14 protein-coding genes and 1 pseudogene are annotated in these 15,315 nt (G+C 59.4%); 11 read left to right on the top strand and 4 right to left on the bottom strand.

What is annotated here, in order from left to right; translation table 11 throughout:
- Position 1 precedes the first annotated feature (1 nt).
- Positions 2-946, top strand: a pseudogene (gene pip / locus RBH71_RS17700) (prolyl aminopeptidase); the annotation flags it as partial.
- Positions 947-1,171: 225 nt separating this feature from the next.
- A complete protein-coding gene (gene rarD / locus RBH71_RS17695) occupies positions 1,172-2,080 on the top strand; it encodes an EamA family transporter RarD (RefSeq protein ID WP_003512314.1) in 909 nt (302 codons plus the stop codon).
- Between the two features lie 57 nt (positions 2,081-2,137).
- On the opposite strand, the gene RBH71_RS17690 is transcribed toward rarD, so the two are convergent.
- Complete coding sequence (locus RBH71_RS17690; RefSeq protein WP_003512312.1) at positions 2,138-3,898, bottom strand: peptidoglycan D,D-transpeptidase FtsI family protein; 1,761 nt, start codon at positions 3,896-3,898, stop codon at positions 2,138-2,140.
- Between the two features lie 194 nt (positions 3,899-4,092).
- On the bottom strand, positions 4,093-4,638 hold the full coding sequence (locus RBH71_RS17685; RefSeq protein ID WP_019565374.1) for a TIGR00730 family Rossman fold protein: 546 nt from the start codon (positions 4,636-4,638) through the stop codon (positions 4,093-4,095).
- Between the two features lie 232 nt (positions 4,639-4,870).
- Here RBH71_RS17685 and RBH71_RS17680 point away from each other — a divergent pair, with 232 nt between their 5' ends.
- The 6 genes from RBH71_RS17680 (at position 4,871) to RBH71_RS17655 (ending at position 12,625) form a co-directional block, all read left to right on the top strand.
- Positions 4,871-6,874, top strand: a complete 2,004-nt coding sequence (locus RBH71_RS17680) for a LysM peptidoglycan-binding domain-containing protein (RefSeq protein ID WP_003512308.1) — start codon at positions 4,871-4,873, stop codon at positions 6,872-6,874.
- Between the two features lie 109 nt (positions 6,875-6,983).
- Positions 6,984-8,870, top strand: a complete 1,887-nt coding sequence (locus RBH71_RS17675) for an ABCB family ABC transporter ATP-binding protein/permease (protein WP_003512306.1) — start codon at positions 6,984-6,986, stop codon at positions 8,868-8,870.
- A 164-nt stretch (positions 8,871-9,034) separates the two neighbouring features.
- Complete coding sequence (locus RBH71_RS17670; protein WP_003512305.1) at positions 9,035-9,733, top strand: phosphatidylserine decarboxylase; 699 nt, start codon at positions 9,035-9,037, stop codon at positions 9,731-9,733.
- Between the two features lie 23 nt (positions 9,734-9,756).
- Positions 9,757-10,626, top strand: coding sequence for a CDP-diacylglycerol--serine O-phosphatidyltransferase (gene pssA, locus RBH71_RS17665; protein ID WP_003512304.1), 870 nt, complete (start codon positions 9,757-9,759; stop codon positions 10,624-10,626).
- Between the two features lie 172 nt (positions 10,627-10,798).
- Complete coding sequence (locus RBH71_RS17660; protein WP_003496883.1) at positions 10,799-10,930, top strand: hypothetical protein; 132 nt, start codon at positions 10,799-10,801, stop codon at positions 10,928-10,930.
- 402 nt (positions 10,931-11,332) lie between these two features.
- Positions 11,333-12,625 carry a response regulator gene (locus tag RBH71_RS17655; protein WP_013635817.1) on the top strand — a complete coding sequence of 431 codons (1,293 nt, stop codon included), beginning with the start codon at positions 11,333-11,335 and terminating at the stop codon, positions 12,623-12,625.
- Between the two features lie 75 nt (positions 12,626-12,700).
- Here RBH71_RS17655 and RBH71_RS17650 read toward each other — a convergent pair whose 3' ends face one another.
- Together RBH71_RS17650 and RBH71_RS17645 are read right to left on the bottom strand one after the other, a co-directional pair.
- Entirely contained in the window at positions 12,701-13,462 is a 762-nt protein-coding gene (locus RBH71_RS17650; RefSeq protein ID WP_003512301.1) for an SOS response-associated peptidase, read from the bottom strand.
- A 10-nt stretch (positions 13,463-13,472) separates the two neighbouring features.
- Positions 13,473-13,796, bottom strand: coding sequence for a YnfA family protein (locus RBH71_RS17645; RefSeq protein WP_026330795.1), 324 nt, complete (start codon positions 13,794-13,796; stop codon positions 13,473-13,475).
- Positions 13,797-13,902: 106 nt separating this feature from the next.
- Here RBH71_RS17645 and RBH71_RS17640 point away from each other — a divergent pair, with 106 nt between their 5' ends.
- From RBH71_RS17640 to RBH71_RS17630, 3 genes are all read left to right on the top strand, one after another.
- Positions 13,903-14,319 carry an NUDIX hydrolase gene (locus RBH71_RS17640; RefSeq protein ID WP_003512297.1) on the top strand — a complete coding sequence of 139 codons (417 nt, stop codon included), beginning with the start codon at positions 13,903-13,905 and terminating at the stop codon, positions 14,317-14,319.
- Positions 14,320-14,497: 178 nt separating this feature from the next.
- Positions 14,498-14,938, top strand: a complete 441-nt coding sequence (locus tag RBH71_RS17635) for a TIGR02301 family protein (protein ID WP_003512294.1) — start codon at positions 14,498-14,500, stop codon at positions 14,936-14,938.
- A gap of 105 nt (positions 14,939-15,043) precedes the next feature.
- Positions 15,044-15,301 (top strand): hypothetical protein, encoded by a 258-nt coding sequence (locus RBH71_RS17630; RefSeq protein ID WP_003496894.1) that lies wholly within the window; start codon positions 15,044-15,046, stop codon positions 15,299-15,301.
- The last annotated feature ends 14 nt before the right edge of the window (positions 15,302-15,315 follow it).

The following is a 15,315-nucleotide window of genomic DNA, read 5'->3' as shown; positions in this document are numbered from 1 at the left end:
CATGACCGAAGAATTGCGCAGCTTCTATCCCGAGATCGAACCCTTCGAGAGCGGCATGCTCGATGTCGGCGATGGGCACACGATCTATTGGGAGCGGGTTGGTACACGCGGTGCGAAACCGGCGGTTTTCCTGCATGGCGGTCCGGGCGGCGGGGTAAACCCCACGCATCGCCGCGTTTTCGACCCGGCACTTTACGACGTCATCCTGTTCGATCAGCGCGGCTGCGGTCGCTCCACGCCGCATGCGGAACTGGAAGCCAACACCACCTGGCATCTGGTTGCCGACATTGAAAGGCTCCGTGCGCTGTGCGGCTTTGAAAAATGGCTGGTTTTCGGCGGCTCCTGGGGCTCGACGCTGGCACTCGCCTATGCCGAGACTCATCCCGAACGCGTGAGCGAACTGGTGCTGCGCGGCATCTACACGGTCACCAGGCCGGAACTGGACTGGTATTACCAGTTCGGCGTTTCTGAAATGTATCCCGATCGCTGGGAAAACTTCATAGCGCCAATTCCTGAAGCCGAGCGCGGCGAGATGATGCAGGCCTATAATCGCTATCTCATCGGTACGGACGAAGCCAAGAAGCTCGAATGCGCGCGAGAATGGAGCCAGTGGGAAGGCGCAACCATCGCCCTTGTTACCGATCCGGCGCGCGTCGAGGATTTCGGCGAGGATAAATACGCCATCGCCTTCGCACGCATCGAGAACCACTTCTTCGTCAATGGCGGCTGGCTGGAGGAAGGGCAATTGCTGCGCGATGCCGGCAAGCTTCGCAATATTCCGGGCGTCATCGTGCACGGGCGTTACGATATGCCCTGCCCGCTGAAATATGCCTGGCAGCTTGCCAAGGCCTGGCCAAAGGCGGATTTCCATATTGTCGAGGCAGCCGGGCATGCCCTGAGCGAACCCGGTATTCTTGACCAGCTGATCCGCGCAACCGATCGTTTCGGGGAAATAGGCAGGCCTTTCAGATGCTTGAAGCGGCCTGATGAGATAACGATTCACGCAGATTTTTGTGCGTGGATCATCCGTTTGGTCGCAAAGTCGCCTGTTTCAAGAGCAAATCGCCTTTTATTCATGCAGTTTTTCTCATGAACGCTTCACGGAAATGAATTGGCCCGCGCTACGCCGATCCGTTATGAAGGGCCATCCCTAATAATTGGCGGTACTCCCATGGCACTCGATAAAACGCTTCCGGCCCAAGAGGGCGGCGATAGCGCACGCGGTTTTGCTTTCGCGCTCTCCGCATATCTTCTGTGGGGATTCCTTCCCATCTACATGAAGGCGGTTGCGCATATTTCGCCGATAGAGGTCATCGTGCACCGCGTCATCTGGTCGGTGCCGATCGGCGCCGCCGTCCTCATCGCTCTCGGTCGCACGGCGGAAATCCGCACTGCGCTGAAAACCCCTAAAATGCTCGCCATGGCAAGCCTCACGGCCGCGCTCATCAGCATCAACTGGGGCATCTATATCTGGGCGATCGGCGCGGGCCGCGCACTCGATGCCGCGCTCGGCTATTTTATCAATCCGCTGTTCAGCATCTTCCTCGGCGCGGTACTGCTCAAGGAAAAGCTTTATCCGGCGCAGATCGCCGCCATCGGCCTCGTGGGGCTGGCCGTTGCGATCCTCACCTGGCATGCGGGCAGCCTGCCATGGGTTTCCATTGCGCTCACCGTGTCCTGGGGTTTTTACGCCTTTTTCCGCAAGACGCTGCCAATCGGCGCCACACAGGGCTTCCTGCTTGAAGTCATGCTTCTTTCCGTTCCGGCCGTGCTGGTGCTGGCCTGGCTTGCCATTAGCGGACAGGCGCATTTCATGGCCGGCAATGCGACCGATACCTGGCTGCTTGCGGCCAGCGGCATCGTCACCGCCGTTCCGCTTATTCTTTACGGCAATGGTGCAAAGCTTCTGCGGCTGTCGACCATCGGCATCATGCAATATATCGCGCCGACGATGATCTTCCTCATCGCCATCTTCATCTTCAAGGAACCGTTCGACATGGTGCGGATGGCGGCCTTTGCAATGATCTGGGTGGCGCTGGCGATCTACACCGCATCGAGCCTGATGCGGCTGAAGCGATAACGTTCCGCGTCATGCCAGCTCTCCACATTCCCGTATCTGTAACGGGAATGCGGGACTTCAATAATCGACCAGCAATTGCGGTGTCGCGTCATAACCGAAGCGCGGTTTGACGCCGAGAAGTCCAGCCGTCTGGGTGATGATTTCACGGGTCATGGGTGCGGCCGTCGAGGCAGCCGTGCGTCCTCCGTTCACGCCGGTCCTGGGGGCGTCGATCATCGTCAGCACGACATATTTCGGCTTGTGCATCGGAAAACCGGCAACGAAGGCGTTGAAATTGATATCCTTGGCATAACGGCCATTGATGACCTTGTCGGCGGTTCCGGTCTTGCCGCCAACGTGAAATCCTTCCACCTGTGCACCCCTGCCCGACCCTTTGATGCCGTTCCAGTTGAAAAGGTAACGCATATCGGCGCTCGTCTTTCCGTTGATGACGGTGCGAGAAAGCACTGCCGCATCCTCTCGGGAACGCTGCAGGAAGGTCGGCGAAATAAGGCTGCCGCCATTGATGAGCGCAGCTGCTGCCACCGCCGTCTGCAAAGGCGTAGTGGCAACGCCATGGCCGAAGGAAATGGTGACGGAATTGATCTTCTTCCATGTTCTCGGCTGGGTGGGCGTGGCAACGCCAGGCATTTCCGTGTCCATTCTGGAGAGAAGTCCCAGTTTCGTCAGGAACTGCTGGTGGCCTTCGACCCCGACCTTGTCGGCAACAGCCGCCGTGCCGATATTCGATGAATATTGAAACACTTCCGGGATCGACAGCGGGCGGTTCCGGCCCTTGAAATCCTTGATGGTGAAGCCGCCCATGCGTATGGGTCGCGACGCGTCAACCACCGAGTTGAGCGTTATGGCACCTGCATCCAGTCCCATGGCAAGTGTGAAGCTCTTGAAAGTGGATCCCATCTCAAAAGTCGCATTGCTCATGCGGTTGAACCAGCCCTTTTCATACTCCCTGTCGATGCTGCCATCGGCAAGGGTGCGGGAAGGCTCGTTCGGGTCGTAATCCGGCACCGATGCCATGGCCAGCACCTCGCCCGTCTCCACATCCAGTATCACTGAACCGGCAGCCTCCGCCTGATAGGCGGTTTTCGCCTTTAGCACGACCTCACGCACGATGTTCTGCACCCGCAGATCGATCGACAATCTCACCGGCTCCAGCGGTGCACCGCTGGCAAGGCCGGTCGCGCGCAAGTCGGCCAGGCCCTGCTGGTCGAGATAACGTTCCATACCCGCAAGGCCCTGATTGTCGACATTGACGTGGCCGATGATATGCGAGGCTGCGGGGCCACCCGGATAAAAGCGCCGTTTCTCCGGCCGGAAACCGATGCCAGGGATGCCGAGGTTGAGAATATCGGCCTGCTGGCGCGGCGTCAGCTGGCGCCGCAGCCATTGAAAGCCGGTGTCCGAGCGCAATCTGCGGTGCGTCTCGCGCCAGTCGAGATTGGGGATGACGGTTGCGAGCTTCTCGACAACCTCATCCGCGTCCACGACCCGGCGCGGATCCGCATAAAGCGACACCATGTTGAGATCGGTCGCGAGCAGCGTGCCGTTGCGGTCGAGGATATCGGGACGGGAGGCGACTGCTGTAGCGCCGGTATTGATCCATGCGGTCGCAATGGGTTCGGCAAGGCCGTATTGGACCAGTCGCGCCGCAACGACGCCATAGATAACGGCAAAGACAGCGATCAATATTCCGAGCCGCTTTTTCGCGTCCACCCGGCGGCGGGCAGCGGAACCGAGGATCGCATCCCTACCCTGAAACGGACTTCTCTGAATAATAAAATGCGTCCGGCTTTTCAGCCGCACCAAAAAAGCAATCATTCCCCAATGAGCCCCGCTATCATGGCGGCGAAAATCAAATTCCGCGCTCAGCCTACGCCTTGTAGACGCTGGCACAGGATCGGGCGCGGAGCCATGAAAACAGCGGGCGGGGCGATGCCGCAGTCAAATCTCTATTAATATACACTTAAAATTGTAACGAACCGCGTGGCGGCCCGTTAACATTTATTCGATGCCTAGAGACGGGAGATTACCGAGGGGTCGCCTTCCGGGTTCTGCTGCGCAAGCGCCCGGTCGATGATGGCGGGCACGATGTCCTTGACCTCATCTATGACCAGCGGGTTTAGAAGATGGGCGCGATGGATGAAACCCTGATCGCGCATATGCTGCACAAGTTCCAGCATCGGGTTCCAGAAGCCGTTGATATTGGCGAAGACAATCGGCTTGGCGTGACGGCCGAGCTGCGCCCAGGTCATGATTTCGACGATCTCTTCCAGCGTGCCGACGCCCCCCGGCAGCGTTACGAAAGCATCCGAGCGCTCGAACATCATATGTTTGCGCTCATGCATGTCCTTGGTGACGATAAGCTCGTTCAATTGTCCGAGAGAATGGCGTGTAGCCTCCATATCGACCAGAAATTCCGGTATGATACCCGTTACTTCGCCGCCGTTGGAAAGAACGCCGCTGGCGACCGCGCCCATGATGCCCTTGGTGCCACCGCCATAGACCAGGCGAATGCCGTTTTCGGCAATGGATTTCCCAAGCGCGCGGCCTGCTTCCATGTGAGCCGGGTCACGTCCGGGCTGGGAGCCGCAATAAACGCAGATGGATCAGAATCGCTGTATTTTTGTCAGTCATGATGGGAAGGAACTATGCCGGATGCGACACGTCAAGAAAATTTGGGAAATCCCTTGCAAATATGGCCTTTTACGGCCACGCCGCTTGTCTGGGGCAAGGTAAGACGCTAGCAATCTGAACTCGTGTAAAAAGCTTACAATACCCGGAGATTCCAGGATGAAAAACAATAAAGCCGGTTTGCTGGCACTGATCGTGCTGGGCATCGCGTCCCTGCTCATGATCTTTTTCGTCCTGCCTAGAATTTCCAATGACGGCAAACCCATCGGCGATGCCATCAACGAAGCGGGCAACGCAGTGAAGAACAGCGTTGAAATGGGCAGCGACAAGGCGGGAGACATCCTGTCCGACGCCGCTCAGGAGACCGCCAATATCGCCGACAAGGTCGGGCGCCTCGCGGCTTCCGCAACCCAGTCGATCAAGGATCTGACCACGCTTTTCGCCGATAGCAAGGTTCCGTCCGACGCCGACTTTGCGGCGGCACGCAAGAAGGTCGAGGCATCGCTCAAGGAACTGACCAATATCGAAATTCCCGAGACGCTGGATGAAACGACGTCGCGCCTCATCACCACGGCGCGCACTGCGGCCGAACGCACCACCGCTTTCCTGCGCGGTCTGCCGGATAGTGCAGCGGCGGCGGCGGCACAGGTTCGCCGTCTGGCGGGCGTCTTCACCGGCACCGACGATGGTGCTGCACAGCAGACCCAACCCGCCGCTCCTGCCGCCGATGCAGCGCAGTCCACATCGGGCGCACCGACCTTTGACGTGCTTCGCGTCGAGCCCGATGGTTCGGCTGTGGTCGCAGGCAAGGCACAGCCCGGCTCCAAGCTTGAAATTCTCAGCAACGGCAAGGTGATCGCGCAGACGACCATCGACGGATCAGGCGATTTCGCCGCCGTTTTTGACAATCCCCTGCCACCGGGCGACCATGAGCTGGTGCTGCGCTCGACCGACGCCAGCGGCAAGGCAACGCAATCCGAAGAAGTCGCAACCGTTTCCGTGCCCAACGGCAAGGCGGGCGAACTCTTGGCAATGGTGTCCAAGCCCGGTGAAGCAAGCCGCGTGCTGGCAATGCCGGAGGCGGCACCTTCAGCACTCCAGCCCCCGCAAGCCGCGCAACCGGGCCAGTCGGCAACAGCTGCCGCCACCACGACGCCCGCGCCTGCCGCTGGTACCCCGTCTCCGTCCGCTGCCGCCGCTCCGTTGACTTCGACCGTTCAGGTAACCGCCGTCGAATTCGAAGGCTCGAAGATTTTCGTTGCGGGTTCCGCGCCTGCCGCTTCGAGCGTGCGCGCGCTGGTCGACGACAAGGAAATCGGCAAAAGCACCACGGAGGCCTCCGGCCATTTCGTCATTGAAGGCAATGTCGATCTTTCCGTCGGCAGCCATATCATCACTGTCGAAGAGCTGAATGTCGACGGCACAGTGAAGGTGCGCGTGCGCGTTCCTTTCGAGCGCCCGCAGACCGACCAGGCAACCGTCGCCATGCAGGCACCGGCCGCAACGCCATCCGCCGCCACGACGACCGCGCCCGCTGAAAACCAGAGCACGGCAAGCGACCGCGCTGCATTCGAAAAGCTGCGCACGGATGTCGCCAAGGCCTTCGGCATTCTGTCCAATCTCTACAAGGATCAGGCCACACCGGCGCTCGACCAGGCCATTGCCGGCCGCTCCGCCGTGGTGATCGGCCTCAAGTCGCTCTCCGAGTTCCGCACTGCCGCAGGCACCGAGCCGTCCTTTACCGCCTTTGCCGGCGATATCGCCGCCAAGGCACGTCAGCTGCTGACATCGGTAGAGGCATGGCCGAACGACGTTGCCGGGATCGGCAAGGGCATCGCCACGCTGGCAAGCCGCCTTGCCGACCTCCACATCATCGCGCCGCCCGCACCTGCACCGCAGGCGCCCGCCGGTCCGCAGACCTTCGAGCAGCCGCCGCTTGCCGAAAGCCAGAACAGCGTCATCATCCGCCGCGGCGATACGCTGTGGCAGATTTCCCGTCGCGTTTACGGACAGGGCGTGCGTTACACCACGATCTACCTCGCCAACGAGGATCAGATCAAAAATCCTGACCTGATCGAGCCCGGCCAGATTTTCGGTGTGCCGGAGAAGGCACTGCCGAATGCGGAAGAACTTCATCGCAAGCGTCTGAAGAGCGGTTCCTGATCGTTCAAGACATTGCGGTGACCCCGCAACAACCCTACCTGTGACAAGCACGGCGGCTTTCCAGAGCCGCCGCCCTGCTGTCGGCTTCCGGCAGTGCCCGGAGCAAATGATGGCCACCAAGAAAAAAACCATTTCGGCGGATTCCAGCAATCCCACGCAGACCCTCATCAACCTCTGGCCCTACATGTGGCCGGAAGGCCGCCTTGACCTGAAAATGCGGGTAATCTGGGCGACGGCGTTTCTCGTTATCGCCAAGCTGGTGCTGATCCTCGTTCCCTATTTCTTCAAATGGGCAACGGATGCGCTGAACGGCAAGCTGGACATGGTCGGGCTGGTTCCGGCCTTCCTGCTCGGTGCTGTCGCGCTTGTCATCGCCTATAATCTGACGCGGCTGATACAGGTCGGGCTCAACCAGCTGCGCGATTCGCTGTTTGCCAGCGTCGGCCAGCATGCCGTGCGCCAACTCGCCTACCGAACCTTCGTGCACATGCACCGGCTTTCCCTGCGTTTCCATCTGGAGCGCAAGACCGGCGGGCTTTCACGGGTTATCGAGCGTGGGACCAAGGGCATCGAAACCATTGTCCGCTTCACCATTCTCAACACCGCCCCGACCTTCATCGAATTCCTGCTGACGGCGATCATTTTCTGGACCTCCTACGGCTTTTCCTACGTGCTGGTCACGGTTGTCACCGTCTGGGCCTATATCTGGTTCACCGTGCGGGCCAGCAACTGGCGCATCTCCATTCGCCGCGCCATGAACGACAGCGATACCGACGCCAACACCAAGGCGATCGATTCACTGTTGAACTTCGAAACCGTCAAATATTTCGGCAATGAGGAGATGGAGGCGAAGCGCTTTGATGTCGCCATGGAGCGTTACGAAAAATCGGCGATCTCGATCTGGACGTCGCTCGGCTGGCTGAACTTCGGCCAGGGCGTGATCTTCGGCATCGGCTCCACTGTCATGATGGTGATGTCGGCGATGGCCGTGCAACGCGGCGAGCAGACCATCGGCGATTTCGTGTTCATCAACGCGCTCCTGCTGCAGCTTTCGGTACCGCTGAACTTCATCGGTTTCGTCTATCGTGAAATTCGCCAGGGATTGACCGACATCGAACAGATGTTCGAACTTCTCGAGGTCGAGGCCGAGGTTACCGACAGGGCGGATGCGAAGCCGCTTGTGGCCGGACCGGGTGCCATTTCCTTCCGCGACGTGCATTTCGCCTACGATCCGGAAAGACCGATCCTGAAGGGCATTTCCTTCGATGTGCCTGCGGGCAAGACGGTGGCGATCGTCGGTCCTTCGGGTGCCGGAAAATCGACGATCTCGCGGTTGCTTTATCGTTTCTACGATATTCAGGAAGGCGCCGTCACCATCGACGGGCAGGACATTCGCGACGTGACGCAAAAGAGCCTGCGCTCGATGATCGGCATGGTGCCGCAGGATACCGTGCTGTTCAACGATACGCTCGCCTACAACATCCGTTACGGACGCCCTTCGGCAACGACCGAGGAGGTCACGGCAGCGGCGGATGCGGCCCAGATCAGCGCTTTCATCGGCAAACTGCCGGAGGGTTACGCCACCATGGTTGGCGAACGGGGCTTGAAACTTTCCGGCGGCGAAAAGCAGCGCGTGGCGATTGCGCGAACCATTCTGAAAGCGCCGCCGATCCTCATTCTCGATGAAGCGACCTCTGCGCTGGACACCCACACGGAACAGGAAATCCAGAGCGCGCTTGATATCGTTTCGAAAAACCGCACGACGCTGGTCATCGCCCACCGCCTCTCCACCGTCATCAGCGCTGATGAAATCATCGTGCTGAAGGAAGGTTTGATCGCCGAGCGCGGAACCCACGCCTCGCTGATGGCACAGAACGAGCTTTATGCCTCGATGTGGAGCCGCCAGCGCGAAGCCATCCGGGCAGAGGAAATGCTGCGCCATGTTCGCGAAACCGACGATCTTGGCGTTGTTGACCGCGGCGAACCCGCGCATTGACGGGCATAAACCCCTGACAACAGGGCGGCACACCAACCGGACCATTGCCGGGCGGGGAGTTTGGCTGTAACCAGCTAAGCGAACTTTGTCGCATGCCCGTATGGATGATGTCGTATCACGACCATATAAAGACGCGGCAGGCGGAAACCGGAGCAAGGAAACTTATGAATCTGTTCGACACCATTCGCAACACCATCGTACCGATCCACAAGGAAGGCTACGTCTTCGTGGCCGCCTTCTTCGTCGCATCGCTGGTGCTCGGCTGGATATCCGAACCGCTGTTCTGGGTCGGTCTGGTGCTGACGGCCTGGTGCGCCTACTTCTTCCGCGACCCCGAGCGCGTGACGCCGCAGGATGACGACCTGATCATCAGCCCTGCCGATGGCAAGGTGTCCGCCATCCAGACCGTCGTTCCGCCGCTGGAGCTGGAACTCGGCAAGGAGCCGATGGTGCGCATTTCGGTGTTCATGAACGTGTTCAACTGCCATGTGAACCGCGCGCCCGTGCGCGGCCGCATCGTCAATGTCGCCTACCGCCCCGGCCTCTTCCTCAATGCGGAAGTGGACAAGGCCTCCGAAGACAATGAGCGCAACGGCCTCGTCATCGAGACAGCGCATGGCAAGGTTGGCGTGGTGCAGATTGCCGGCATGGTCGCCCGCCGTATCGTCTGCTGGGTCAAGCCGAATGAACCAGTTGATGCCGGCGAGCGTTTCGGTCTTATCCGTTTCGGTTCGCGCCTCGATATCTTCCTTCCCGAAGGTTTTCAGCCGCGCGTTTCGGTAGGCCAGACGGCAATTGCCGGCGAAACGGTTCTGGCCGAGTTCGGCTCCGCCAAGGGTCCGGTCCTTAGCCGTCGCGGCTGACGAAAACAGGAAGGGCATGCGCCATGGAAACGCCGATCTCGGAGCCGCAACAGAACGGAAAACATGAGGGCCGCAACGACAGCGGCCGTGGGCCGCGCCTGAGGGAAATTCCCTTTCGCCTCGTGATACCCAACCTCATCACCGTTCTGGCCATCTGCGCGGGCCTGAGCGGCGTGCGCCTTGCCATTGAAGGCCGGTTCGAGCTGGCCGTGGGCATGGTGCTCCTTGCCGCCTTCCTCGACGGCATCGACGGGCGCATCGCCCGGATGATGAAGGCGACATCCAAATTCGGCGAACAAATGGATAGTCTGGCAGACATCGTCAATTTCGGCGTTGCCCCTGCCCTCGTCGTCTATATCTATATGCTCGATCAGGCGCGTTCTATAGGCTGGATCGCCGCCCTCATCTACGTGATTGCCGCAGGCCTTCGTCTGGCGCGCTTCAATGTCATGATCGAGCGCCCGGTGAAGGCGCCGTGGCAGAACGAATTTTTCGTGGGCGTTCCGGCGCCGATGGGCGCCATGCTGGTGCTCCTGCCTGTTTATCTCGGCTTCCTTGGTGTCGAGCCGGGCAAGCCCTTCGCCTATATCGCCGCCGCCTACACCGTGTTGATCGGTTATCTTCTCATCAGCCGCCTGCCGGTCTGGTCGGGGAAGTCAGGTACCAGCCGCATTCGCCGCGATCTGGTGCTGCCGATGATCCTCGTCGTCGTGCTTTACGTCGCGATGCTGATGAGCTTCACCTGGGAGGTACTGGTTCTGACGGTTGCTGCCTATCTCGTGTTCATCCCCATCAGCGCCCGCCTCTGGCACCGCCGTTATGGCACGCTGACGATTGAGGAAGACGCGCATGACGACGCCAATGGCGGCAACGGCCTCGATCGCGGTATTTGAAACCGCAGGTATTATTTTTCTCCCACGAACCGTCGTTTGACGTGACACAAAATGTCGCAGCCCGAAAAGCGGGCTTCGCTTTCTTTCGCCTCGAATCCGTCAAGATTACCCACGAAAGAAGTAGCTCACACGCATCGAAACGGCGATTGACGTGAATTGTGGAGAAAGAGAAATGACGAACGAGACGAAGGCACAGCCGCAGGCGAAGCCCGACCTCAATAGCCACTACCGACCGCTCGGACTGAAGGCCGTTGCGGCCGCAGCCCTGATGCTGAAGCGCAAGCCCGCCGCCAAAACCGCTTGAAAACGTTCGCTTTTCTTAAAAGCACAGCATCCAAAGCCTCGCAGACTTTGCGATGGTAACGGTCAATCCGAAAAAACACCCGGTTAAATGTGCGGCGCTAATATTAGCGCCGTCTCCGTTTGTACGGCCCCCATCAATAACCGCATAACCGGCCTGTTTTATAAAACTTCCCGATCTGTAACGAAGCTGCAACCAAAACGAAGTAAAGTATTCGACTTCCACGGGACGACTGTACGGATAGTCTCGCATCGACTACTGAGCATCAAAAAAATTTCTACTTTAGCGATTCTTCCTGCTACAGCGAACAAGGCCGATTTTCGATGCCGTTGACAGGCGGTATCGGACCAATTCGGATGTTGCGGGAAAACCAACGAAGACGGGCCATGGGGGGCTTCATACGGCATGCAGGATAAAATCCTTCTGATTGAAGATTCCGTTGCTCTTTCCATGCTGCTGAAGTCGCGGCTTTCGGAGGAAACGCCAGCCGAAGTGATCCATTGTGACAGCATGGCGCAGGCCGATATTCTGCTGCGCGCCCATGATTTCACGCTGGCACTCACCGGTCTCAATCTGCCCGATGCGCCGAAGGGTGAAATTCTCGCACTTCTTGCCGACCACAAGGTGCCGGCGATCGTCTTCACCGCCACGGTGGATGAGGAGGCGCGCAAGCGCTACGCCGAAAAGAAGATCATCGACTACATCGTCAAGGATGGCCATCGCACCGTTGATGCCGTGGTGAAAACGGTCGACCGGATTTTGACCAACAGACTGTTTTCCGTGCTGGTAGTGGATGACGTGCGGACGGCGCGTTCCGGCCTCGTGGAAATCCTCGAACGGCAGAATTTCAGGGTCAGCGAAGCCCATTCGGGCAAGCAGGCGCTGGAAATCCTGTCGCAGGATCCATCGATTCAGCTTGTCATCACCGATTACCATATGCCTGACATGGACGGCTACGAGCTGACGCGCCGCATCCGCGACAGCCGTTCCTCGGAAGACCTGCGGGTCATCGGCATCTCGTCCTCCACGGACCGGCTGCTTTCGGCAAGCTTCCTCAAGGCCGGGGCATCGGATTTCGTCTACCGCCCCTTCGTGCCGGAAGAATTGCAGTGCCGCATCGACAACAATATCGAAACGCTGAAACAGCTGAAACGGCTGCGTGAACTGGCAGAGCGGGATCATCTTACCGGATTGCCGAACCGCCGCTCCTTCTTCGAGCGTACGCGGGCGCTGATGGACGTCATCAACGACAATGACGAGAACGGCGCAGTCGCCATTCTCGACATCGACCATTTCAAGAAGATCAACGACACACTGGGGCATGATGCCGGCGACAGGGCGCTGAAGAAGCTTGCCGAACTGCTGCACGACATGTGCCATGAGCAGCGCCACATTCCCGCGCGCCTTGGCGGCGAGGAATTCGCCGTGTTCCTGCGTGGGCTCAATGCGCATGCCGCCTATCAATTCTGCGAGGAGCTGCGCGGCGCCGTCGAAAAGAACGGCCGCCAGCTGAGCGGCAGCAGCCTGGCGCTGACGATTTCGCTCGGTGTCGTGGAAATCGAAAAGGGCGAACCCTTCGACAATCAGCTCAATGCCGCAGACCAGCTGCTCTACCTCGCCAAGGCGAACGGCCGCAACCGCGTCTATTCCGATATCATGATCCAGGAAGGCCTGCAGAAAATCGGGCGAAACGGGTAAGACGGACGCAGGATGGGCAACTGTGGAGTGACCGGGTCGATCCGCGATGACCAGCCTCGAATGCCAGCAAGCACATCAGAACAATGACATCTGGCCATCATCCTTAGGTAGCCTCATTTTCGCGAGCGGCGCGCTTTCCGGCACCGGCTCGATAAGGTCAGCGCCGACATTAGCGACCTTGTTGACCTTGTCCGATACCGGGATCATCTCGAAAAAATCATCCTGAACCGGGCGCATCAGGTCGGCCACCTCGCGCGGTTCCTGCGTCTTGCAATCCAGCCAGCGGCTGAAATCCTCTGGCGCGATTACCACCGGCATACGGTCGTGAATGCGGCCGATCGCGGCGTTGGCAGCAGTGGTTAGGATGGCGCCGGTATCGACCTCGGACCCGTCAGCGGAAGACCACGTCTCCATGAGGCCGGCAAAGGCGACGATGCCGCCGTTCTTCGGGCGGATGAAATAGGGCTGCGGCTTGCCGCCCTCCTCCTTCGGCGGGCGGCGCCATTCGTAAAAGCCGGTGGCAGGCACCAGCACGCGGCGATGGCGCATGGCGGCGCGAAAGGATGCCTTGCCGATGGCCGTTTCCGAACGCGCATTGATGAGCAGGGGGAAATCCTTCGGGTCCTTGACCCAGCCGGGCAGAAAACCCCAGCGCACCAGCATGGCCCGACGGTTGGGCAGGTTACTGCCGCGCTCCTGCCGTTCACCCTCCAGCACGATCAGGATCGGCTGTGTGGGCGCGATGTTGAAACGGGCGGGAAAATCTTCAAGGCCGATCAGGTCGAGATAATCGGCAATCTCTTCCGGTGTCGCTTTGAGCACGAAACGTCCGCACATTGTCTGCTCCTCAGGCCCGGGGACCGAATAAAATGATAGCCGTGCCCGCGAGGCAGACGGCACCGCCGGCGATATCCCATCTATCCGGTACTTGCCCCTCAACGCCCCAGAGCCAGAGAAGCGATGCGGCAATGTAAATCCCGCCATAGGCAGCATAGGCCCTGCCCGCGGTCTCGGTCGGCACAAGCGTCAAAGCCCAGGCGAAAGCGGCGAGCGCCAGCATGCCTGGCAGCAATATCCAGCCTGTCTTGCCAAGCTTCAGCCACGCCCAGAAGGAAAAGCAACCGGCGATTTCCGCAACAGCCGCCAGGGCATAAATAAGATAGACCTTCATTCCACCGTCTTCTGCGTGCACAATCGATCCGATTCCCGAATATACCATCGGTATTCCCGGACCAATATAGACAGGCCCAAGACGGCTGAAACAAGCGAAACCACTCATGACCCTTCGTATCAAGCCCCGCCCCGCCTCCTCCGCCATCGTCCGGAATGGAGATCGGCTGCTGCTCGTGCGCCGTATAAATCCGCCGTCGAAAGACATGTTCGCATTTCCGGGCGGGCGCGGCGAAGAGGGTGAAACGCCAGCAGAGACGGCGCTGCGCGAACTTCAGGAGGAAACCGGTATCGTCGCGCGTAAACCGCAGCTGTTTGCGACCTATGACCTGCCGTCGCGCGACCCCGAAGGTGCGCTGACGAGCCACTATTTCCTCTCCGTCTTTACCGTGGAAACGGACGCGGACCCGGCGGTGACGGCGGCCGACGACGCGGCGGATGCAGGCTGGTTCACATTGTCGGAAATCCGCCGGTTGCCGGCACCGGAAAGCGTCGTCGAATGCGCCGAGCGGCTGCTTGCATGATTGCCAGCCAGGCAGAATCGCTATTATCTAGAGGATGTCGCGCAACACTGTGCAGCAGTTTTGCGATAACGACATGATATAGACCTAAAGCTGACGGGGCGGTCTGAAAGACCGCGATGGCTTTAGGACCAATCCGCCCGCCGGGTGTTCACGAGTATGTGTGGGGCAGAATAAAATTTTGATACGGCCAACCATTTTCCTGTCTTTTTTCCTGACCATGCTTGTACCCGCCGGGCAAGACGGCGTCGCTCATGCGCAGCCTTCGAAGGCTGCTTCCAGTGAGGTTCGCCCGCCGGAAGCACAACCGCCCAAACCCGCTCCCTATGACGACAGGCTGGCACGGCTGTCGGAGATATTGGGGGCGGTGCAATATCTGAGAACCCTGTGCCCTTCCTCCGGTCCGGAGGACTGGCGCAAATCGATGAGCGATCTTCTGGCGGCCGATACGGCCAACGAACCTGAAAGGCGCCAGCGCATGACGGCTGCATTCAACCGTGGATATCGTTCCTTTGCGGCCATCCACAGCAGTTGCACACGCGCCGCCGTCATGGCAGAAGAGGGCTACCGTAACGAAGGGGCAACACTCGCCCAGGAAATTGCGTCCAGGTTCGGAAATTAGCGGATTGTTAACCTCTTTTCGCCGCAGCCCGTGCCGTTTTGATAAAAGGCTGCTAGTGTTGTTAACAGGGTGGTAAGGACTTGCCCGCCCTGTCGAGGATGAAAAATGCAGACGAGCCGTAACGAAATCGACGACATGATCGTGCATGAAAAGATGCAGGTCGCTCTGGAACACCAGAACGAGGCATGGGCTGACGGCATGGCCGACGGCATCGAGCCGGAGATCATCGCCGATGCCGCAATCGCTCTGGCCATGCGCGAAACCATCCGTATGCACGGCGAAGCCGGTGCCGAAGCAATGCTGGAATCGCTGCGCCAGCGCATGCTTGAAGGCGAATTTTCCCCGCAGCGCGTGATACAGTAAAGTCGGGGTCTGTC

Origin of the sequence: Rhizobium sp. AN68 (genome assembly GCF_030758035.1) — a bacterium.
Classification (GTDB): domain Bacteria; phylum Pseudomonadota; class Alphaproteobacteria; order Rhizobiales; family Rhizobiaceae; genus Agrobacterium; species Agrobacterium tumefaciens.
Note: the sequence above shows the minus strand (reverse complement) of the source record. Positions and strands in the feature narration are given on the sequence as shown.